This window comes from Melghirimyces profundicolus (genome assembly GCF_003054245.1).
In the GTDB taxonomy this organism is placed as follows: domain Bacteria; phylum Bacillota; class Bacilli; order Thermoactinomycetales; family DSM-45169; genus Melghirimyces; species Melghirimyces profundicolus.
Genome location: NZ_QBKR01000016.1, coordinates 43,040 through 64,256, shown reverse-complemented (window position 1 = coordinate 64,256; position 21,217 = coordinate 43,040). Strand labels below are relative to the sequence as shown.

The following is a 21,217-nucleotide window of genomic DNA, read 5'->3' as shown; positions in this document are numbered from 1 at the left end:
ATCCTTCAAAGGAGTAATTTTTCTGTGTAATGGAATTCGCTCCTGAAGATGAAGGGATCCCTTCCGGGGAGACGGGTCTTGATCGCTTCATCGTATCGCTTCAGCAAAAAGCTTTTCCGATCGATGTGGAATGTTTGGGTGAATCCCGTGAACTGCATTCTGGTCGTGTCCGGGGCGATTCCCATCTTTTTCAGTTGCCGAAGATCCGCCTCCACAGCACGCAAGACCTGTTGGGTGAAAGCTTTTCGGTAGGAATCATGTTGGTAGAGGAATCCCCCCTGAACCTGGATGATATAGCTGTCTGGTTCTTTGCGCATGGTGATGGCTTGGCTGTCTTTTGTCTTTGGATCCTGCATCCGTTCACGAATTTCCATCAGAGCCATCGTCGGAATACTGAGACGGTCCGCTGCCGTCGATTGCCTGATCCGTTTTCCAGACAAGTCATAAACAGCCTTATCGGTCATATAGAGCCCGACCTTCACCTTTTTGCCCGAATTCGTCAGGGTGCCTGTCGAGTGGTAAATCAACGGATTTTGCGTAAAATCCACTTTCAGTTGTAGATTCGCCTGCCCGCCCCCGGCAGGTTGGTCCCCCACAGGACCAGCAATCGGATTTGCGAAAAAACAGCCTTTTTCGGCTGTTCGGTCGTTACCGCACCTCCTGTCCCGACACAAAGGGGATTCCGATCTCCTTCCACCCCGCGGGAAAACAGATCACTCGGAAGGGGCGGGGAATGGCGTGGGTGGTAACGGCGAAAACCGGCACATTCCCTGCCCTGATCCATTGGGAACCCCCTTTACGCCCTCCTGCAAAGGATGATAAATTGTTCTTAATTATTGAATTTATCATATGGGAGGATGGAAGGGATGGAGATCACCGCTTCCCGGAACATCCGGAAGCTGAAACTGGGTGTGTTCAATGAACTTCTGGAACGGAAGAGAAAATTAGCGGATAAAGGTCAGAATATGATCGACCTGAGTGTGGGAAGTCCCGATCTCCCCCCGCCCTCTTTTGTAAAGGAAGAAATTCAAACCCACGCCGCCGTCGACACCAACTACGGTTACACCATGGGGGCCATCCCCTCCTTTAACCGGACGGTGGCTGAATTTTACGAATCACGGTACGGGGTGAGACTGGAACCCGGTTCGGAAGTGTTGCAACTGATCGGCTCCCAGGACGGACTCGCCCATCTGGCGACAGCGCTGATCGATCCGGGAGAGGTCGTTTTGGTGCCGGATCCGGGATACCCGATCTTCGAAGTGGGCGTCCATATCGCCGGAGGAGTGCCCTACCCCATGCCGCTGTTGCAGGAAAACGGTTATCTCCCCCGCCTGGATCGGATCCCGCGGGAAGTGGCGGAAAAATCCCGTCTGATGGTGCTCAATTATCCGGCCAATCCAGTCGCCGCCACCGCCGATCGGTCCTTTTTCGAAGAAGCGGTCGCTTTCGCACGTCGATACGACATCCTGATCGTCCACGACTTCACCTATTCCGAACTGGTTTTCGACAGGGAAGCGGGCACCAGTCTCCTGTCGATTCCCGGGGCCAAGGAGGTGGCGGTGGAGTTCCATTCCCTGTCCAAAACCTTCAACATGGCAGGATGCCGGGTCGGTTTCATGACCGGAAATCCCCAGGTTCTCTCCATTATGGCCACAATGATATCCCACACCCAGTACGGAATTTTTCATCCGATTCAGAAAGCGGCCGAAGCCGCTTTGACCCGGGGACAAGAATTTATTCAACGGCAACGGGACATTTACCGCTCCCGCCGGGATGCACTGGTGGAGTCCCTGACCGCAAATGACTGGCAGGTGGCCAAACCTCCGGCCACCATGTATGTGTGGGCTCCCACCCCGGATAACCAATCTTCCACTGAATTTGTCTTTCGTCTGATGGAAGAGACCGGGGTCATCCTCACCCCGGGCCGGGCCTTCGGTCCCCAGGGAGAAGGCTGTGTGAGGATCACGCTCGTTCAACCGGAAGCCCGGTTGGAGGAAGCAGCGAAACGGATCGGCCGGTTCCTGGCTGCCGGCACCCGCCCCGCCGGATCCCCCGGCTGAGCGACACGCAAAACAGTCGGATCGGGTTAACGATACCCGCCGAAGGTTCTGGAAGCGTTGTGTTTCATGTTCGATGATACGGAGCGGACAGTGCAACCATCTCTGCAGGACAGCATAGCGAGACCGGGGAGCAAGCGACCCCGGCGAGACTTGTGCTCTGTGAGTACAGCCGGAGCGGCTTTGGGTAAATGCTGCCGCTCACTTTTTTTACAAACTTCCAGCGGTGATTTGATAGGATCGGAGTTAAAGAAGGGAGGCGGAACGTTGGATCGGCACGGAAACCTGCTGCATATCTTCACCGCGTTCGGAGTGGCCCTGTCCATCTTAGTCCTGTTCTGGCTGACATCCCGGAACAGCCCGGCACAGGCACTGCCCGACCTGTACCGATTTCTTCTCTGGTCCGCCGTGACCGGCAACATCGTCCTCTTAACCGGTATCTGTTTCCGGAAACGATGGGCGCTCTACGGGTATTTCAGCTTGGTTCTCCTGTTGATACCCAATGCCGTCATCGTGGTTGGTCCTTCCGTCCTGGCCGCCTTGGCCGGACCCCTGTTTTTGTGGTTGCTCGTCCGGAACCGGTGGCACCAGTTCCACTAGAAGCGTTGTAATTGAAATGTTCGTTTCGAGAAAGGGGGAAGCGTCTACCCGAAACAGCAACTTGCTTTCCTTTCCGGCATGGGCGACTGATTCCCGGATTTCCCGCACCACATGGAAATCTGCACCGGGCGGTAATGATCAGACACACCCTGGAAAAGACCCCTCGTCACGGGGTCTTTTTTGCGTGTATGGGGGATGGGGTTCTGGATAATCTATACACAATGCCGAACAGGAAGGAACGAATGGCGATGCCGACACTCCGCATCCACGATATTCCCCTCCACTACCGGACGGAAGGTCAAGGGTCTCCGATCCTGTTTCTGCACGGGATGGGGACCCGGGGAGACATGTGGGAACCGCAGATCCCCTTCTTCTCACGGGAGTTTCGGATGATCATGCCCGATCTGCGGGGGCACGGGCAATCCGGGCCGCTTCCGGACAACATCCCCCCGGACCTCTATGCCAGGGACCTGAAAGCCCTCCTGGACCATCTCCGGCTGGAAAAAACCCATGTGGTGGGCGTCTCCCTCGGGGCCGTTGCGGCGCTCACCCTGGCGATTTATTCCCCCTCTTCGGTGGACCGGCTGGTGCTCGCCGACGGATACGGCCGAACTCCTTCCCGTTTGATTTCTTTTTTATTTAAAATCTGTTATCCGTTGGTTATTCTCTGCCCCTGGAAATGGATCCAACACCGGGTTCTCGCCCTGTATAACGGATCAGGGCCGGGTCAAAAACGGACCCGCCGAATGTTAAAGCATACGTTTTCCATGAAGAAAGAGAACTTCCTTCGACTGAACCGGCAGAAACAGCCGGACTTCACCCCTCTTTTGCCCCGGATCCATCATCCCACCCTGGTCATGGCAGGCGATGTCAATCCACTGGAGTTGAAAGGTTCCCGGCTCCTTTTCAAAAGGATTCCCCATTCCCAACTGACGATTTTCCAAGGGGAATACGATCCCCTGAATACCATGGAGACAAACCGATTCAACGAGATGGTCCGGGATTTCCTGAAAGGGGAACCTCTGAAGGAAAAACCGGGCGTCCGAATTTTCCGGCATGATTTGACATAGATGGCCCTTTTGAGGCAGAATCTTTCATAACCGGCAGGGAGTTTCCCGCTCCCTATTGAAAAGAAAAGGAAGCAGAATCCCATGTAACTGAATCAGGCCGAACGCCGTTACTGGAGGTACAGACTTCTAAGTCGAGAATGTGAAAATGGATACCCAATGCTTCCGACATAGAAAGAGGAGTTCCCATGAAATTGAAGGATGTTTTTCATCCCCTTCCGGTTTCGGTTCCCGCCTCTGCGGGTGACCGATCCATTCGGGGAATTCATTTTCATTCCGCCAAAATCCAACCCGGAGATCTTTTTGTCGCGATCCGGGGCAATGAGGTGGACGGTCATGATTTCATCATGGACGCCGTCCGGGCCGGAGCCGTCGCCGTGGCGGGTGAGAAAGAGGTTCCCGACCTCCCCGTTCCCTATATCCGCGTCCCCGACGGCCGCAGGGCGCTTGCCCACTTGGCCGCCCGCTTTTATGGTCAGCCTTCCGACCGTCACACCGTCGTCGGAGTGACCGGAACCAACGGTAAAACCACCACTTCCCACATGCTCCACCATATCCTGCGGGAGAACGGAAGCAGCTGCACCCTGATCGGTACCATTCATCACCGGATCAACGGAGTGGAGATCCCCGCCGCCAACACCACCCCCGATGCCCTGTCTCTTCAAAAGTGGCTGGCTGAAAGCCGCGACCCCTGGGTGGTGATGGAAGTCTCTTCCCACGGCATTGTACAGCACCGAACCGACCGGATCGGTTTCGACTGTGCGGTCTTCACCAACCTGAGCCGGGAACACCTGGATTACCACGGGAATATGGAGGCTTACTTCCAGGCGAAGAAACGCCTTTTTTCCCAATTGAAACCTTCCGGAACGGCGGTTGTCTGCACCTTCACCGACTGGGGCCGAAAACTCGCCGGCCAATTGGTGTCGGAAGGTCTCTCCGTCCGGACCGTCGGGGAAACGCCCGAAGATGACATCCGGATCGAACCGACGGATCGAGGCCGTCTGGATTTGCGGGAAGGGGGAACGGTCCGGACGCTCTCTCTTCCCCTTCCCGGAAAATACAACGCCCGCAATGCGGCAGCGGCCTACTGCGCCGCCACATCCCTGGGCGTGGAAGCCGACCGGGCCGTCCGCGCACTGGAACAATTCCCCGGAATCCCTGGGAGATTTGAACGGTTTTCACACCCTTCCGGAGTGAATTTGGTGGTCGATTATGCCCATACTCCGGACGGGCTGTATGAATTCCTGAACACCATCCGGTCCCGTTGCAACGGGCAACTCTTTCACGTCTTCGGTTTCCGGGGAGACCGGGACCCTTCCAAACGGGGAGAATTGCTTTCCGTTTCTTCCCGGATCAGCGACCGGGTGATTCTCACCCGGGACAAGCTGGGAAAGACCCCGTGGAATGAGATGAAGGAAGAGATGAAACGGATCGCCCGTCGGTACGGCCGGGGAAAGGTGACCCTGGTCGAGGATCGGTCCCTCGCCATCCGGCAGGCATTGGAGGAAGCCCGTCCCGGGGACTGGATCACCATCACCGGCAAAGGACCCGAACCCTACGATGATCCCTGCACCCTCCCCGTCCACTCGGACTTGGAGGCTGTGCGATGGCTGATGAAAAGGGAACACCTGAAAGTTTAAAAGCGCCGCCATGGGGCGCTTTTTTATGTTGGCTAAGCAGGTTAACTGCAGTGCTGGTGCGAACCCGGAGGAAATCATTGTAACCGGTTCCACTGCGGGCGGCGCATTCACCCGAAGCCACTCCGGTTGTTCTCTCAGAGCACAAGTCGCGCCTGAGGTCGCTTCACTCCCGGTCGCGCTATGCTGTCCTGCAGAGATGGTTGCACGGTCCGCTCCGAATCTTCCTGCTGCGGGCAGGGGCAAACGCCTGCGGATGCAACACAGAGAAGCTTTTGCCCCTGAACGCCCTTGCCGGCTGATTCTCCGCTGGGCAGGACAGCAAAGTCGCAATTTCGGGTAAACGCTTCCCTTCTTCTGAACCTAACCATCAATCACAACGCTTTTAGAGTCTACACTAAACACGGCCATTGACTGTATTCAATCAAGAAGACGACCATACGATGGGTACAGAAGGTTCATCTGTCACTTATTTGAAAAAAGTGTTGGATCACCGATATTCATACACAATTATAAGAAAAAAGATCGCTTTGAAATATATGGGCTTACGGCCGGTTCCACAACCGTCAACGTATTTTCAAAGGTATTTAAATTCACATTTACACCAATGGGGATCGTTGTTTTATATTCCCCGTGGGCCGTTGCAACGTTTGTCATGAGCGGTTTGCCAAGAGGAACAAGGAAATCATTAATTAAATCTTCGTACGTTACTCCGAAAGACGGAATACAATCTGTGCATTCCCCTAAAATAATTCCGATACAATCATCAAATTTTCCGGCAAGCTTCAGATGATTCAAATATCTGTAAACCCTGGTCATGGGCTCATTCACCTCTTCCAAGAGGAGTATTTTTCCTCTCGTATCAATGTCAAACGGGGTTCCCAATGTACCTACAAAAGGAGTAAGATTCCCTCCTACAACCGGGCCTGTCACGTTTCCGGGAACCCTGCTTATTTGAGGTTTGTCAGGAGGATTTTCAATTCTTCTGAATGGATTGACCTGGGTTACCGCTTCAAAATATTGTTCGAAATTATAAGCAGGCTCTTCCTGATGGAAGTTAACAAGCATAAGACCGTGGAAAGTCACCAGATTGCTCAATTGATATAGAACGTTTAATAATACAGTAATATCACTGTATCCTGTTACAATTTTAGGATTGCGCCGAATCAAATTATAATCCAGGTAAGGTAGAATTCCGGCTACGCCCACGCCACCCCGGGTAGGCATGATCATATTCACTTGTTCATTTTCAAACATGCTCATTAAATCAAAGGCGCGTTGTTGGTCGGTACCAGCCAGAAAACCATTTTCAGCATATACATATTGACCTAATACGACATTAAATCCCATTCCTCTGAGGGTATCAATTCGATCATTAATCACATCTGCTTCTTCAGGACTCCCCGGAGTAACAATTCCAATCGTATCTCCAGGGCGAAGCATAGGTGGTTTTATGGCCATACATGACACTCCCTTTCCCCTTGTATTTAAATGCTCTGGACGTTTGTCCCGTGCATGTCCATTCATCGATTTCACAAAAAAAGACAAGGTGGAAGGGAGTTGAATAATTAGGAAACCACCAGTATTCAGTGCCATTATTTATTTTTTTACTATTTTTTCCTGTCTGTTTAAGTACGTTTGTTTCCGCTTTCACCGATTGAGGATTTGCATTGAATGCATCATCGATGAGCACGGACGTTCAGGTGATCCCTCCCCATGATTTCATTATCATACAAAAAAGCCCCGGAAAAGGGCTTTAAGCGGGCTCTTATTCCCCCGGGTTCAAGAGGGAGCGGACCACTTTTTTCGCGGTTTCCTTCACGGTCTCCACCGGCGGTTCTCCATCGGCCCCATGGGCATGGGCCGTATCGGCTTCCTGGTTCTGAATGAAAAAGAGCGTCAACGCGATCATCAAAGACAGCAGTTTCATCCGCTTTTTATACACGGAAGACACCTCTCCACTCCGGTCAAAGTCTCTTCATTAATTTTATTCGTAAAGGGGTCCGTTTTTGTGTCCACTCAGGGAGAAAAAATAACGGTTTTTTTATTGAAAAACGAAAAAGCCCTCCGCTGGAGAGCTCTTTCATCAAGGGGACGTCACGGGCAGAACCACACGGGAGGGATGGGACGGTCCGTGGTGCAGCGTCAGCACTCCTCCCGTCTGATCCGCCAGTTGAGGGAGCGGAGAGACCGCATGGGGGAAATCGCTCGGACCGATGGCGACCCGCAGGCGGTGTCCTTGTTTGATCACGGCGTTGGTCGGAAAAATTTCCACGTCCAGGGGCATGATTTCCCCCGGCGTCACGTTTTTCACGGATTCCCGGGTGAAGGGATGCCACGGTTGCAAATTTTCCCCTTGAATGGTTCGGCTTTTGGATTCATCCGTTTCCCGGAAGGAAGCAGCCAACCATCCCGCGGTCAGTTCGGTGGACGTGCCGTCCGGGGCCACGTCGGTGATCCTCACCGAGAGGACCGCTTCCCGGGCGGTGGTGGAAGCATAGATCTTGGCGGCGATCGGTCCGGAGAACTTCAGATCTTCCTTCAGGACCGGAGTGGTGTAAGTGATCTCGGTCTTTTCGGTCAGCCGGTTATCCTTTGTGCAGGGGATGGCCTGAACCAGTCCGGCGGTCCATTGGTTGGTGCTGCCCGAGCAGACGCCGTTGACCGGAATTTGCGGCATCGAATCCTTCCCTTCGGAAGAGGGCCTTTCCGGCTTCAGACTTCGATCTTCCCCCAGATAGAACCGTTCGGGCTCGATTCCCGGGTGGGGCCAGTCCGGCTGTACTTCAAAATGGCCTTTTCCAAGTACATATTGGGTCACATCGGGGATGTCCTCCACCTTGGTATCCATCCCCTTCAGATAATGGTCGAACCAGCGCAGCGCGATCCGGTCCAGGGTGGGAACGCCGTCCGCCGGCAGTCCGCTGCCGAAATCGCCGTGGGTCCAGTTTCCCATCAGCAATTTGGCGTTCACCCGTTCCTTCAGGTGTTCGTAAAGGAGGGGTTCCCCCCGTTGGAAAATATCATGGAGGCCGCCGGTGATAAAGGCGGGGACCTTCACCCGGTCCGCCGCCTCCACCGGAGAACGAAGGCGATAAAAGGGTCCGTCAAAGGCTTTGTCCCCACCCGTCAGGATGGAAGAAACGGTGTGGACCGGAAAGTTGAGGGTCGAACCGGCGTGCCCCGCAAGGGAAGTGCTCCCCCGGACCGGATCTTCCAGCGTGTAAGTCGGAGGCATCAGCCCTCCCGAGGTGACCAGTCCCATCCACAAAGGGATGAACCCGGTGTTGGCCTGCCCCCCGGACATCATGATGTCCCGGTAACTGTCCGCCATCGGCACGATCGGGAAGATCGCCTTCAAACCGGGCGGATGCCGGGCAGCGGTGAAAATCTGGTTGATGGCCATGTAGGATGCCCCCCACAGACCCACGTTCCCGTCACTCCAGGGCTGCTCCGCCACCCATTTCACCAGGTCATATCCGTCTTGTTGCTCCGACTCTCCGAACGCCTCCCAGCTCCCCTGGGAGCCGCCGGTTCCCCGGACATCAACCACCACATGAACATACCCTCTCCGGACAAAATACTCGTTGGCCTGTCCCAACGTCCCGTTCTTGTTGTAGGGGGTCTGGGTCAGGAGGACGGGAAACCGGCCCCTGGCAGCCGGCCGATAGATATCCGCCGTCAGAACGGTCCCGTCCCGAACGGTGATGGATCTATCTTTTTCCACTTTCACTTCATATTCAGCCGGACGGTCGTAATCGTCCCATGTCGCCCCCGAGGGGGGTCCGACCGCATGGGCACCGGGGACCCAAACCGCAGCCGGCAGGATCGCCGCCGCCAAAAGCAGAACCATCGCCCGGATCCGATTTTTCACGGCACACCTTCTCCCTTCTTCAAGATACTCAAGTCAGTACGATGTCGTATCGATATAATACTAAATTTTCAGTATTATGGCAATCCAAAATCAGGTATCCCTAAAAAAACAAAGCCGCCGGCTTATGCCGGCGGCTTGTCCGATCGATTCGATTCCCGTTATTGCGATTCCCCGTTTCCGTTCACGTTAAACCCTTTAAGAAATTCTCTCAACCGTTCGGTTTCCGGGTTGGTGAAGATTTCCGACGGGGGCCCCTGTTCCTGAATTTTCCCTTCGTCGAAGAAGCATACCCGGTCGGCCACTTCCCGGGCGAAACTCATCTCGTGGGTGATCAGCATCATCGACATATCCCCCTGTTTGGCGATGTCCTTGATCACGTTGAGCACCTCACCCACGGTTTCCGGATCCAGGGCGGAGGTCGGCTCGTCAAAGAGCATCACCTTGGGACGCATCACCAAGGCCCGGGCGATGGCCACCCGCTGCTGTTGGCCGCCGGAGAGACTGGCGGGATAATCCTTCGCCTTCTCCGACATCCCCACCTTTTCGAGCATCTCCTTGGCCCGCTCTTCTGCTTCTTTTTTGGGAAGGCCGAGCACCTTGACCGGAGCTTCCGTCAGGTTTCTCATGATGGTCATGTGCGGGAACAGATTGAAGTGCTGGAACACCATCCCGATATCCCCCCGCACCTCGTGAAGGTGCTTTTCGTCGGCGGGGACCAATTTCCCGTTCACTTCTTTGTGCCACAGATGGCGCCCGTCCACCTCAATCGTGCCGGCCGTCGGCGTTTCCAGCGTCATCAAAAGGCGTGCCATCGTCGTCTTTCCGGATCCGCTGGGACCGATGATGGCCACCCGTTCCCCGGGGTAGAGGTCAAAGTCGATCTCCTTCAGGACTTCGTTGTCTCCGAAGGATTTGCTGATTTTCCGGTATTTGACGATCGGCTCCTTGCCGTCGATGTCATAGGCGGTGAACCGTTTCTCCTGGGTGTCAGTCAAGTCTTCTTCACTTCCTTTCTTATCTGCGGTTCAGGTCCAGTTTCAATTCCATGCGTTTCACGAGCAGGGAGGCCGAATAGCTGAGGATCAGGAAGAGAATCCCCACAATGGTGAATGGCTCCGTGTAACGGAAGGTTTCCGCACCGATTCCTTTTGCCATTCCCACCAGTTCCATCAGTCCGATCGCCGACAGGAGCGGCGTTTCTTTAAACAACACGATCAGATAGTTCCCCATCACCGGCAGGATCGGCCGGATGGCTTGGGGAAGGATAACCGACTTCCACTTCTGCAAAGGAGAGAAGTTGAGCGCCGTGGCTGCTTCCCACTGTCCTTTGGGCACCGACTCGATCCCGGCCCGGTATACCTCGGACAGGTAGGTGCTGTAGTGAATCCCCAGGCCCAGGATCCCGGCCACCATCGGCGACAGCGTCAGTCCAAACAGGTGGGGGAACACAAAGAAGATGAAGAACAACTGCACCAGGGGCGGGGTTAAGCGGATAAACTCAATAAAGCCGTACGTGGGCCAGGAAATCCACTTGCGGTCGGACCGGCGCAACAGGGCAAGGACCAGACCAACCATCACCGCAAAGGCAAAAGCACCCAACGTGGCGTTAATCGTAACTTCGATGACTTCCAGCAGCCTCGGAATCACTTCATTAAAGGTGAAATCCCATTTCCAGACCATCGATCAAACCCTCCCCGCGCTGAATTTGCGCTCGAGCCAACGGAAAAGCATGGTAAGCGCAATTCCGATGATGAAGTAGGCCACCAGCAACATGCTGAAGAGTTGGGTATCGTGACCGATGGTGTTGCGGGCCTCTTTGATGTAATAGGTCATGTCGGGAATGGTGATGAGAGCGACAAGAGCCGTTCCCTTCATCAACTCGATCATCAGGTTTCCGAAGGAGGGCAACATGATCCGAAACGCCTGGGGCAGGATGATGCTCTTCATCCGCTGGAAAGGCGTCATGTTAAGGGCAATGGCCGCCTCCGTCTGTCCCTTGGGAATGGCCAGAATGGAGCTGCGCACAATCTCGGAGCCGTAGGATCCGTAGTTGAGCATCAATGCCACGATCCCGACCAACCCGGTGGGAAGGGTGACCCCCAGCAGGGGCAGGGCGTAATACAGCCAGAACAGTTGAACCAACAGGGAAGTGCCCCGGAAAAATTCGATGATGAATCCGGCAACCCACCGGACCGGAGCAAACCGGGACAGTCGGGCCAACCCTCCGACAAAGGACATCACAAATGAAAGGAAGCCTGCGAAGATCACCAGCTGAATCGTAACAACAAAGCCGTCCAGCAACAGAGGAAGCACCCGGGAATAAACGTCGATGGGTATCACGTCCTTTCGTTCAGTGCAGGGGAAATCACTGGTTGCTTTATTCCATAGAGCAGGGGGGATTCCCTCCCCCCCGGTCATGTTCCAATATTATCCTTTGCAGAGCTCTTCCTGGGTTTTGTCCCCGGGGAGATTTTCATCACCAAAGTTGAACTCTTTGAGGATCTTCAGAAGTTCGCCGGACTCCTCCATTTTGTTCAGCTCCTGGGTGAATTGGTCCCGGAACTCTTTGTCCTCGGGCCGGAAACCGGCGGCGCCGAAGCCGACGACGCTCTTGCCGTCGATCACCGGTTGCTCGAAGTCCTTCACCACATCAATGCCCTCTTGCCCCTGGGCTTTCAGGATCTCCGTGAGGGAGGGTCCGGTCATGGTGATGGCGTCCACCCGGCCGGATTTCAGGGCCTGCACCACCCCCGGCTGATCGGAGTACTGCTTGATCTGGCTTTTTTTCACACCCAGATCCTCCATGTACTGGATTTCGATGGCGCCTTGCATGACACCCACTTTGACATCTTCGTTTTTGACGACGTCTTCATAGCTGTGGAGGTCCTTGGGGTTCCCCTTCTTCACCGCCAGGGCTTCCCCGATCTGGTACTCGGGGTCGGCGAAGGCGACTTCCTTGCACCGTTCCGGGGTGATGTACATCCCGGCGGTGATCACGTCGAAGCGCTTGGCCTTCAAACCGGGAATCAGCTGGCCGAATTCAGTCAGCACGGGTTCCACTTCCTTGATCCCCATTTTCTTAAAGATCGCCTTGGAGATCTCCACCGCTTCCCCGGTCACTTTTCCGTTGGCATCCCGGTAGGCGTAAGGCTTCTCGTTGGCGAAACCGACTTTGATCTTCCCTTCTTCCTTCGCCTTCTCCAGGGTGGAAGCTGCGCCGCTGCCTCCGACGTCGAGGTTTCCGCACCCCATGAGGGAAATCACCAGTACCAACGCGAGGCCGATTTTCACCATGTTATTTTTCAAGGCGTCTCCTCCTCATCTTTTTCTTTCAACTTCCCAACCGGAAACAGACCACTTTGGTCTCGGTCATCTCCCCGATGGCGAAGCGGACGCCTTCCCGGCCGAGGCCGGACTGCTTGACGCCGCCGAAGGGCATGGCGTCAATCCGGTAATCGCTGCTGTCGTTGACCATCACCCCCCCGACTTCCAGACGGCGGATCAATCCGAATGCCTGGTCGAGGTTCTTGGTGAAGACTCCGGCCTGCAGCCCGAAATCGGACCGGTTGGCCCGCTTGACCGCTTCCTCCGCACTTCGAACCGGATAGAGACCGACGACGGGACCGAACACTTCTTCCCGCTCCAGACAGCTTCCTTCCGGGAGGTCGGTGAGGACCGTCGGGGAGTAATATGCTCCGTCACGCTCCCCGCCGCAGCACAGCGTCGCCCCCTGGTCCAGTGCTTCCCTTACCCAACGGTCCACCCTCTCCGCCTCCCGGCGGTGGATGAGCGGTCCCATGTCCGTTTCCTCGGACAACTTGTCTCCGATCCGGTACTGGCGGGTTCGGGAGACGAACCGTTCCAAAAAATCGGCATAGATGGAATCTTCGATATACACACGCTGCACTTTGAGACAATTCTGCCCCGCCGCCCAAAACGCCCCGGATACGCAGGATTCGACGGCGGCAGGGAGGTCCGCGTCGCCCAGAACGATCGCCGGGCAGTTTGACCCCAATTCCATACTTAATTTTTTGATTCCGGCTTTCCGGGCGATCTCCCTTCCCGCATCCACTCCTCCCGTGAAGGAGACCATACGGACATCGGGATGGCTGACCAAGACGTCTCCCACTTCGCCCCCGCGGCCGGGAACCACCGAAAAGACCGGGGAAGGCAGCCCCGCTTCCTGCATGACCTCCCACAACTTGAGGGCGCTCAAGGGTGTGAAGCTGGCGGGTTTGACGATCACGGCATTGCCGGATGCCACGGCGGGACCCACCTTGTGTGCCACCAGGTTGAGGGGGTCGTTGAACGGGGTGATGGCGCCGACGAGACCGATCGGGAAGCGGTACCAGCCTCCCGCCCGGTTCTCGCTCCCAGGCATTTGGTCAAATGAAAGGGTTTCTCCCTGGATCCTCCGGGCCTCTTCCGCACTGATCCGGAGCGTCTCCACAGCGCGGTCGACTTCCTTTCGGGCCTCGCGGATCGTTTTGCTCCCTTCCCGGGAGATCAGGGTGGCGAACTCCTCCCGGCGGGAAGCCACCAGATCGGCGGAACGGTGCAAAACGGAAACCCTCTGGTGAACGGGCATTTCGGCGGCAATCTTGGCACCTTCTCCCCCGCGCTTCACTGCCTTTTCCATCCCTTCGGCGGTGACGGCGGGCACGGTTGCGATCAGGGAATCATCCTGCGGATCGCGAACCTCTATCCTGTTTTTACATTTCACCGAATGACCGGGGCTAAACCCCATTTTGTCATGAATCGTCCACATTTTCAAATCGACCCCCTTCAGAAATAGGAAGGACCACACTCCCTGAAAGTATTGTGAAAAAATGACGGGCGGCATTTACCCGAAGCCGCTCCGAATCTTCCTGCTGCGGGCAGGGGCCAACGCCCGGGGATGCAACACAGAGAAGCTTTTGCCCCTGAACATCCTTGCCGGCTGACTCTCCGCCGGGCAGGACCGCAAAGCCGCTGTTAAATCTTCCCTCCTCCTGAGCCTGACCACCCATCACAACGCTTCTAAGGGTATTGACGCCGGATGTTGATCAAATCCGCCAACAGGGCGAAGCCCGTCTCCGAACGTCCCGCTCCGGCTCCGACCAGGGTGACCGGCCCCAACAAGTCACACTCGTAAGTCAAGGCGTTGAGGGCACCCCTCACTCCGGCGAGCGGATCGGTCTCCGGGATGGGGACGGGTTTGACCGAAGCGATGACCCGCCCTCCTTCTTCCCGGAGTCGGCCCAAAACTTTCCACCTCTTTCCCTCTTCTTTCGCCCCTCGGATATCCTCAGCCGACAACTGTGCGATGCCGACCCGTTCCACCTCGTTCCGGTCCAGGGGAACCCCCAGCACCACTTCGGAAAGGATCATCACTTTATACAGCGCGTCGAAACCTTCCAGGTCACTGGTGGGGTCCGCCTCGGCATACCCCTTGGACCGGGCTTCCGAAAGGGCCTCTTCCAGACTTTTTCCTTCCTCCATGCGGGTGAGAATATAATTGGAGGTTCCGTTCAGAATCCCCCGGATTTCCCGGATCCGGTCCCCTGCCAAGGCGGTCCGGGGCATCCGGAGAGCGGGGGTGCCGCTCATCACGGTCCCTTCAAACCCCCATCCAACCCCGTTCTCCGCGGCCAGCGAGGACAATTCCCGGTACGCCAGCGCCACCGGTCCCTTGTTGGTGGTGACCACGTTCTTCCCCGCTTCAAAAGCGGCCCGGCAGTGGTCGATCGCCGGTTGTCCCGTATCCACGTTGGTGAACGTAACCTCCACCACGGTGTCGGCGTTCGTCTCCCGGATGGTTTTCAAGCTGTCCCAATCCCTCTTTAAACCGACGGTATCCGGATAGGCATCCAACGTCCCCGCCTCTTCCAATGATCGGAAGACGCTGGAGAGATCCAGTCCGTCAGGATGGTACAGCGCGCCTTTCACGGTGTCGGAAATGGCGGTGATCCGCGCCGAGTACCCCTCTTTCCGCTTCAGCTCTTCCCCTCGTTCGAGTAAAATCCGTGCCAGTGCCTGGCCCACCGTCCCAAACCCGATCATCGCCAACCGTTGCTCCATCGAGGTTCACCTCTTCCCATCCTTTTTTAACAACCGGAGGGCCGCCTCCGCCAAGATCGCCGCCCCGACGGGAAGACAGCCTTCGTCGATATCGAAAATCGGGGTGTGCAGATCCCGGTGAACCCCGTCCGGGATTGCGCAACCCAGAAAAAACATCGCCCCCGGCACCGCCTCCGTCATGTAACTGAAATCCTCCGCTCCCATTCCGAAGGGACCGCTGTGCACCTTCATCTCCGGGAAAAGATCCCGGATCGCCTCCCGAATCACCCCGTTCACCCCGGGATTGTTATAGAGACCCGGCTCCCCCCGTTCCACCTGAAAGTGGCAGTTCCCTCCCAGAGCGGTTGCCAGAGAGAAGGCTTTTTCCAACTCCTCTGCCATCCTCTCGCGGGTCTCCGGGGTATAAGTCCGGATGGTCCCCTGGATGAAGACTTCCGATGGAATCACGTTGCTGGCCGTCCCGGCGTGGATCTGACCCACGCTGACGACGGCGGGCTCCAGAGGGGAAATCCGTCGGGCAACAATCCCGTGGAGGGCCTGCAGCACCGGCAACAACATCCAGGTGGGGTCCGTCCCGAGATGAGGATAGGCCCCGTGTCCCCCGGTGCCGTACAGGGTCCCCTGAAACGTGTCGACGCTGGCCATGGTGTACCCGTCGTTCATCTGAACTTCTCCGACGGGCCGTTCGGGATTCATATGAAGGGCGATCACCTCTTCCACCCCGTCCAGCACTCCGTCCTCCATCATGCGGGGGGCCCCGGTCGACCCGGCGGCTCCCGTATGTTCCTCCGCCGGTTGAAACAAAAGCTTCACCGTCCCCCCAACGTCTTCCCTCCGGAACACTTGCCCCAGCAGGCGGGCCGCTCCCAGCAAGATGGCCGTATGGGCATCATGTCCGCAGGCGTGCATCACCCCGGGATTTTGGGAACGGTAAGGACGTTCCCCCGCTTCCATGATCGGGAGGGCATCCATATCCGCCCGGAGGGCAACGGTTTTCCCGGTTCCGCGGGTGAGCGTTCCGACCACTCCGGTCACCCCCACCTCCGTTTCCACTTTCATACCTTCGATCTTTCGAAGTTCCTCCGCCACCAGGCGGGAGGTTTCAAATTCACGGAAGCTCAACTCCGGGTTGGAATGGATCCGCCGCCGCCATTCCACCAGCTGTTCCCGCAGTTTTTCCGCTTCTTCCCCCATATTTTTCACCGTCACGCCCATCCCCCCAGACGAAGCGCAACCCCTTTGTTTATGCGGGTTGCGCTTCCATTTTTTCTTACTGTCCCTTACGAGGGGATCCGTATACGCTCCGGCAGACGGTCCAGGGCCTGCCTCAGGTCTGTGATCAGGTCCTCCGTCTCCTCGATCCCGACAGAGTAACGAACCAGCCCCTCGGGAATTCCCATCGCTTGCCGTTCCTCTTCGGTGCACTCCACGTGACTGCTGGTCCGCGGCGGACCGGCCACGGTTTCCACCGAACCCAGGTTGGCCGCCAGGTGGGCATACCGGAGACCGGGAAGGAAGGCACGCACCGCCTCGATTCCGCCTGTCAGAGAGAAGCTCAGCACCCCTCCGTAACCGCGCATCTGCTTGTGGGCAATCTCATGGTGGGGGTGGCTCGGGAGCCCGGGATAGTAGACCCCTTCCACGGAGGAATGGTTCTCCAGCCAACGGGCGATGGTCAGAGCGCTCTCATTCTGTTGCCGGATCCGGAGATGGAGGGTCTTCATTCCCCGAAGCAAAAGATAGGCTGCCATCGGGTGAAGAGTGGCCCCTTGGATTTCCCGGTATTGGTACACCTTTTTCACCAATTCCTCCGGCCCGCAGATCACCCCCCCCAGTGCGTCAGCATGACCCCCCAGGAATTTGGTGGCACTGTGGATCACCAGGTCGGCCCCCAGATCCAACGGGTTCTGGTTGATGGGAGTGGCAAAGGTGTTGTCAACGAAAACCAGCGCCCCTTTCCGGCGGGCGGCCCGGACCAAACGCTCCAGGTCCAGCACCTTCAGCGTCGGATTGGTCGGCGTTTCCAAGTAGAGAACGTTGCAGCCCTTCCCGATCTCTTCTTCAATGGCGTCGAAATCGTGGGTGTCACACATCTTGACATCCACCTGAAAACGGGGAAGATGTTCGAGGAAGATTTTGCTGGTCCCCCCGTAGGTATCCTTGATCGTCACCACCCGGTCGCCGGGAGAGAGGAAGGTGAAAAGGGCATTGGAGATGGCCGCCATACCGGTGGCAAAGGAAACCGCCGCCTCGGCCCCTTCCAAGAGGCGCACCTTCTCTTCAAACACCTGGACCGTGGGATTGCTGTTCCTCCCGTAAATATGGCCTTCCTTCCGGCCCAGGGCCACTTCGTGCCAGTGGTCGATGTCCCGGTATCCGAAGGAAACGCTGTGCACCACCGGCACCTGGGTGGCTCCCTGGAGCAGATACTCCTCTTCCCCCGCCCAGACGGAACGGGTTCCCCTGGAAACCTCTTCACCGCAAAAACGCTGTTGAGTCACAACCGATCACTCCTCATCCGATGGTTTAAAATCGGGTTCCGTCACCCCGGTTCCGGAGACGCCGGTAGGCCAAGATCGCAATCACGGTGTCTTGAACCCCCGTCCCGGTCAAGTCGCAAAGGGTGATTTCCTTTTCCGACGTACGTCCCGGCAAACGCCCGGAGGTGATCGCCCCCAGTTCGGTCACTTTTTCTTCCTTTCCGATCCATCCTTCCGCCACGGCCGACCGCAATTCCCCCAGTCGCAGGGACTGTTCCCGGCTGTCGCAGACAAACCGGTCCGCCCGGGGAATGGCCGCCCCTTCGATCTCCTGTTTATGCTCGGCATCGGAGCCCATCAGGGTGACATGCAGCCCGGGGTGCAGCCACTCTTTCCGGATGAGAGGCCGGCTGGAGGGGGTGGAAGTCACGACCACCTGGGCCTTACGAACCACCGATTCCGGATCGGAAACCGCCACCGCTTCCACTCCCGTTTCCCTTTCCAGGTCACGTACGCAGGTTTCCGCCCGCTCCCGGTTCCGGGACCAGACGAGAATCCGCCTGAACCGGCGCACCAGGGTGAGTGCCCGGATTTGGTGACGGGCCTGTGCCCCGGCCCCGATCACCCCCGCCGTGTCAAACTCAGCCGGGGCCAGGTGCCGGGCGGCCACCGCACCCGCTGCCGCCGTACGGACATCCGTCAGGTATCCATTGTCCAGGAGGACGGCCTCCGGGATTCCCGTCTCCACGTCCAGAAGGACCATCATGCCGCTGCCGCTGGGCAACCCCCGCTCCGGATTGTGAAAAAAGCCCGAAGACATCTTGATCGCAAAATACGGTTCACCCTTCACCACTGCCGTCTTCACATCCACCTCCCCGCGATGCTCCGGAACATCCACCCGCAGGATGGGAGGCATCCGGACGCCTCCTTCCGCCAGGGAGGAAAAGCCTTTTTCCACCGCACGGACCGCTTCCGGATCCAACCGGACCGCGTTTTGGATCTCCTTATGGCTGAACACCCACATCGATTACGCCCCGCTTTCTTCCACTGAGATGGCGGCCAGCGGCGGTTCGCAAATTTCAAACAGCTCTCTCGGGAAATTGGCCAGCACTTCGCAACCCGTTTCCGTCACCCGGAAGGTTTCCGACAGTTCCACTCCGTAATGGTCCATCCAGATCCCGGGAATCAGGTGAAAGGTCATGTTGGGTTGCAACACCGTTTGGTCACCCAGACGGAGGCTGGCCGTGTGCTCTCCCCAGTCCGGGGGATAATTGAGGCCGACGGAATAACCCAGCCGTGAATCTTTGAAGTACCCCCGTCGTTCAATCACCTTTCTCCAGGCCCTTTCCACTTCCTCACAGGTCATCCCCGGCCGGATCGCTTCCAGGGTGACATTCAACCCCTCAATCACCACTTCGGCCAGATCTTTCAACTTGGGAGAAGCGGATCCGATCACCGCCGTCCGGGCCATTGGGGAATGATATCGTTTGTGGCAACCGGCCAACTCCAGGATGACCGCATCCCCTTTTCGGTACCGGCTGTCGGACCAGGTCAGATGGGGGGTGCACGTCTTGATGCCGGAGGGGAGCAGGGGGACGATGGACGGGTAATCGCCGCCGTAGTCGGGTGTCCCCTTCACCTGGGCGTAACTGATGTTGGCCGCCACGTCACACTCGCGAACCCCCGCACCGATGGAACGGATTCCCTCCCGCATCGCCCCTTCCACGATCCTCGCCGCGCGGCGCATAAATTCGATTTCCTGGTCGGACTTGACCATCCGGACCCGGTTGACAAGCAGAGTCGCGTCGATAAACCGGGTGTTCGGCATCTTTATTTTCAACTGTTCGTAAGAACGGGCGGAGAAATAATAGGCATCCAATTCCACTCCGATCCGCCGGTTCGACTGTCCGATTTGTGTTAAAATATCGGAAACAAAATCCATGGGATGCCGACCAGCAGACTGCACATATTCATCGGGATAGGGAATGATCTGGTCGGGGTGAAACCAAGTCGTCAATTTCGCCCCGTTTGCATCCTGTTTCCTTCCGATCCAGATGGGTTGCTCTTCGTCCGCGATCACCACGAGCATCTGCGGCACGTAAAAAGACCACCCGTCATACCCGGAAAGATAATTCATGTTGGCGGGGTCGCTGACCAGCAGGACTTCGATCCCGGCCTCTTCCATCAGACGCTTGGTATTGTTTAACCTTTCCGTAAATTCAGACACAGGGAAGGGCAATATCCCGCGCACAGCCCGTTACCCCCTTTGTTTGTGTGTTTCTTCTATCTTACGCGGGTGGCATGATCTTCGACAATCACCATAGTGTATGAAATAAACGTCTTCCTTTTCGTCAAAATAGCAAATGAATTCCGTCGATCGCACAGAACCCGCAGCCACCCGACACCATGTACGGGAGGTTTTGGAAGCCATGGACCGCCAACCGATCGATATCCGGCACATATGGGAAGCCCGGAGGAGAATCCGGCCTCTCGTCGGCAAGACTCCGCTGGTGGAATCGGAGGAACTCTCCCGCCTTGCCGGCGGACCCGTTTTCCTCAAGATGGAAACCCATCATGAGATCCACGCATTCAAGATCCGGGGAGCTGCCAACAAGATCCTGCGACTGGCCCCCGAAGACCGGAAGCGGGGGGTGACGACCTTCTCCACCGGTAACCACGGGATGGCTGTCGCCTCCATCGCCCGCCGTCTGGATATTCCGGCAGTCATCTGCGTCTCCCGGAACGTCCCCGCCGCCAAGACGGAAGCGATCCGCCGGTTGGGTGCGAAGCTCCACGTGCACGGAGAGAGTCAGGACGAAGCGGAATCCGCCTGTTACCGCCTCCAACGGGAGGAAGGACTGAGTGTGATCCCCCCTTTCGACGATCCGGACATCATCGCCGGCCAGGGCACCATCGGTCTGGAACTGATGGAAGATCTGCCGGAACTCCAAACGGCGGTCATCCCCCTTTCCGGCGGCGGCCTTCTGGCCGGCATCGGAATGGCGGTAAAAACCAACCAGCCGGACAGCCGGGTCATCGGGGTCACCATGGAAGGCCCCGCAGTGATGCATTACAGCCTGAAAGAGGGAAAACCCCTGGTCATGCGGGAAACCGCCACGCTGGCGGACAGCCTTTTGGGCGGCATCGGCACCCGCAACCGGTACACCTTCGATATGGTGCGTCATTACGCCGATGACAGTGTCCTCGTGAGTGAGAATCAAATCGTGGAGGGAATCGCCTTTCTGTTAAATCACCACCGCACCCTGGCGGAGGGGGCGGCCGCGACCACCGTTGCCGCCGTCCTGTCGCGGAAGTTTTCCTTTGACGGAAAACCGGCGGTATTGATTATCAGCGGAGCCAACATCGATTCTTCCACCCTATTTGAAACCCTGGAAAAAGCCTCCCGTTCTTCTTATCCAAATTCGACCGGGTGAGGTGAGTT

General features: G+C 57.0%; 20 protein-coding genes. 5 read left to right on the top strand and 15 right to left on the bottom strand.

All coding sequences use genetic code 11. The features are described 5' to 3' along the window. Positions 1-5 precede the first annotated feature (5 nt). Both C8P63_RS11935 and C8P63_RS11930 read right to left on the bottom strand, forming a co-directional pair. Positions 6-548 (bottom strand): DUF6612 family protein, encoded by a 543-nt coding sequence (locus C8P63_RS11935; protein WP_108024467.1) that lies wholly within the window; start codon positions 546-548, stop codon positions 6-8. Between the two features lie 2 nt (positions 549-550). Further along, positions 551-784: a hypothetical protein gene (locus tag C8P63_RS11930; RefSeq protein ID WP_108024465.1), complete on the bottom strand. Its 234-nt coding sequence runs from the start codon at positions 782-784 to the stop codon at positions 551-553. 82 nt (positions 785-866) lie between these two features. Here C8P63_RS11930 and C8P63_RS11925 point away from each other — a divergent pair, with 82 nt between their 5' ends. The 4 genes from C8P63_RS11925 to C8P63_RS11910 all read left to right on the top strand — a co-directional run bounded on the left by C8P63_RS11925 (position 867) and on the right by C8P63_RS11910 (position 5,364). Continuing rightward, positions 867-2,060 carry an aminotransferase class I/II-fold pyridoxal phosphate-dependent enzyme gene (locus C8P63_RS11925; protein ID WP_108024463.1) on the top strand — a complete coding sequence of 398 codons (1,194 nt, stop codon included), beginning with the start codon at positions 867-869 and terminating at the stop codon, positions 2,058-2,060. 264 nt (positions 2,061-2,324) lie between these two features. After that, positions 2,325-2,657 carry a hypothetical protein gene (locus C8P63_RS11920; RefSeq protein WP_108024461.1) on the top strand — a complete coding sequence of 111 codons (333 nt, stop codon included), beginning with the start codon at positions 2,325-2,327 and terminating at the stop codon, positions 2,655-2,657. A gap of 242 nt (positions 2,658-2,899) precedes the next feature. After that, complete coding sequence (locus tag C8P63_RS11915) at positions 2,900-3,727, top strand: alpha/beta fold hydrolase (protein ID WP_170109626.1); 828 nt, start codon at positions 2,900-2,902, stop codon at positions 3,725-3,727. Positions 3,728-3,912: 185 nt separating this feature from the next. After that, on the top strand, positions 3,913-5,364 hold the full coding sequence (locus C8P63_RS11910) for a UDP-N-acetylmuramoyl-L-alanyl-D-glutamate--2,6-diaminopimelate ligase (protein WP_108024457.1): 1,452 nt from the start codon (positions 3,913-3,915) through the stop codon (positions 5,362-5,364). Positions 5,365-5,871: 507 nt separating this feature from the next. On the opposite strand, the gene C8P63_RS11905 is transcribed toward C8P63_RS11910, so the two are convergent. From C8P63_RS11905 to C8P63_RS11845, 13 genes are all read right to left on the bottom strand, one after another. Then, positions 5,872-6,822, bottom strand: coding sequence for a S66 peptidase family protein (locus tag C8P63_RS11905; RefSeq protein WP_108024455.1), 951 nt, complete (start codon positions 6,820-6,822; stop codon positions 5,872-5,874). A gap of 307 nt (positions 6,823-7,129) precedes the next feature. After that, positions 7,130-7,315, bottom strand: a complete 186-nt coding sequence (locus C8P63_RS11900; protein WP_108024453.1) for a hypothetical protein — start codon at positions 7,313-7,315, stop codon at positions 7,130-7,132. 132 nt (positions 7,316-7,447) lie between these two features. Next, complete coding sequence (locus C8P63_RS11895; RefSeq protein WP_108024451.1) at positions 7,448-9,235, bottom strand: CocE/NonD family hydrolase; 1,788 nt, start codon at positions 9,233-9,235, stop codon at positions 7,448-7,450. Between the two features lie 158 nt (positions 9,236-9,393). Further along, the gene (gene ehuA / locus C8P63_RS11890) at positions 9,394-10,230 is read right to left on the bottom strand and encodes an ectoine/hydroxyectoine ABC transporter ATP-binding protein EhuA (RefSeq protein WP_108024449.1); all 837 of its coding nucleotides are present in this window, start codon (positions 10,228-10,230) and stop codon (positions 9,394-9,396) included. Positions 10,231-10,249: 19 nt separating this feature from the next. Continuing rightward, complete coding sequence (ehuD, locus tag C8P63_RS11885; protein WP_108024447.1) at positions 10,250-10,915, bottom strand: ectoine/hydroxyectoine ABC transporter permease subunit EhuD; 666 nt, start codon at positions 10,913-10,915, stop codon at positions 10,250-10,252. A 3-nt stretch (positions 10,916-10,918) separates the two neighbouring features. Beyond that, positions 10,919-11,653: an ectoine/hydroxyectoine ABC transporter permease subunit EhuC gene (gene ehuC / locus C8P63_RS11880; RefSeq protein ID WP_108024445.1), complete on the bottom strand. Its 735-nt coding sequence runs from the start codon at positions 11,651-11,653 to the stop codon at positions 10,919-10,921. 9 nt (positions 11,654-11,662) lie between these two features. Continuing rightward, the gene (gene ehuB / locus C8P63_RS11875; protein WP_245920862.1) at positions 11,663-12,541 is read right to left on the bottom strand and encodes an ectoine/hydroxyectoine ABC transporter substrate-binding protein EhuB; all 879 of its coding nucleotides are present in this window, start codon (positions 12,539-12,541) and stop codon (positions 11,663-11,665) included. A gap of 25 nt (positions 12,542-12,566) precedes the next feature. Continuing rightward, entirely contained in the window at positions 12,567-14,003 is a 1,437-nt protein-coding gene (locus C8P63_RS11870; RefSeq protein WP_108024443.1) for an aldehyde dehydrogenase family protein, read from the bottom strand. A gap of 251 nt (positions 14,004-14,254) precedes the next feature. Next, on the bottom strand, positions 14,255-15,295 hold the full coding sequence (locus C8P63_RS11865) for a homoserine dehydrogenase (protein WP_108024441.1): 1,041 nt from the start codon (positions 15,293-15,295) through the stop codon (positions 14,255-14,257). A gap of 6 nt (positions 15,296-15,301) precedes the next feature. Beyond that, positions 15,302-16,510: a M20 metallopeptidase family protein gene (locus tag C8P63_RS11860; protein ID WP_108024439.1), complete on the bottom strand. Its 1,209-nt coding sequence runs from the start codon at positions 16,508-16,510 to the stop codon at positions 15,302-15,304. Between the two features lie 65 nt (positions 16,511-16,575). Then, positions 16,576-17,796, bottom strand: a complete 1,221-nt coding sequence (locus C8P63_RS11855; RefSeq protein WP_108024437.1) for a cystathionine gamma-synthase family protein — start codon at positions 17,794-17,796, stop codon at positions 16,576-16,578. 25 nt (positions 17,797-17,821) lie between these two features. Continuing rightward, on the bottom strand, positions 17,822-18,799 hold the full coding sequence (locus C8P63_RS11850) for a cyclodeaminase (protein WP_108024435.1): 978 nt from the start codon (positions 18,797-18,799) through the stop codon (positions 17,822-17,824). Between the two features lie 3 nt (positions 18,800-18,802). Beyond that, positions 18,803-20,014: a M24 family metallopeptidase gene (locus C8P63_RS11845; RefSeq protein WP_108024533.1), complete on the bottom strand. Its 1,212-nt coding sequence runs from the start codon at positions 20,012-20,014 to the stop codon at positions 18,803-18,805. 190 nt (positions 20,015-20,204) lie between these two features. Here C8P63_RS11845 and C8P63_RS11840 point away from each other — a divergent pair, with 190 nt between their 5' ends. Beyond that, entirely contained in the window at positions 20,205-21,209 is a 1,005-nt protein-coding gene (locus C8P63_RS11840) for a threonine/serine dehydratase (protein ID WP_108024433.1), read from the top strand. Positions 21,210-21,217: the final 8 nt, after the last annotated feature.

Bases quoted from the DNA above. Each gene is read 5' to 3' on its own strand.
- C8P63_RS11930 (WP_108024465.1), bottom strand. From the start codon at position 784: ATGGATCAGGGCAGGGAATGTGCCGGTTTTCGCCGTTACCACCCACGC.
- C8P63_RS11925 (WP_108024463.1), top strand. From the start codon at position 867: ATGGAGATCACCGCTTCCCGGAACATCCGGAAGCTGAAACTGGGTGTG.
- C8P63_RS11915 (WP_170109626.1), top strand. From the start codon at position 2,900: ATGGCGATGCCGACACTCCGCATCCACGATATTCCCCTCCACTACCGG.
- C8P63_RS11910 (WP_108024457.1), top strand. From the start codon at position 3,913: ATGAAATTGAAGGATGTTTTTCATCCCCTTCCGGTTTCGGTTCCCGCC.
- C8P63_RS11905 (WP_108024455.1), bottom strand. From the start codon at position 6,822: ATGGCCATAAAACCACCTATGCTTCGCCCTGGAGATACGATTGGAATT.
- ehuD (WP_108024447.1), bottom strand. From the start codon at position 10,915: ATGGTCTGGAAATGGGATTTCACCTTTAATGAAGTGATTCCGAGGCTG.
- ehuC (WP_108024445.1), bottom strand. From the start codon at position 11,653: ATGACCGGGGGGGAGGGAATCCCCCCTGCTCTATGGAATAAAGCAACC.
- C8P63_RS11870 (WP_108024443.1), bottom strand. From the start codon at position 14,003: ATGTGGACGATTCATGACAAAATGGGGTTTAGCCCCGGTCATTCGGTG.
- C8P63_RS11865 (WP_108024441.1), bottom strand. From the start codon at position 15,295: ATGGAGCAACGGTTGGCGATGATCGGGTTTGGGACGGTGGGCCAGGCA.
- C8P63_RS11860 (WP_108024439.1), bottom strand. From the start codon at position 16,510: ATGGGCGTGACGGTGAAAAATATGGGGGAAGAAGCGGAAAAACTGCGG.
- C8P63_RS11850 (WP_108024435.1), bottom strand. From the start codon at position 18,799: ATGTGGGTGTTCAGCCATAAGGAGATCCAAAACGCGGTCCGGTTGGAT.
- C8P63_RS11840 (WP_108024433.1), top strand. From the start codon at position 20,205: ATGGACCGCCAACCGATCGATATCCGGCACATATGGGAAGCCCGGAGG.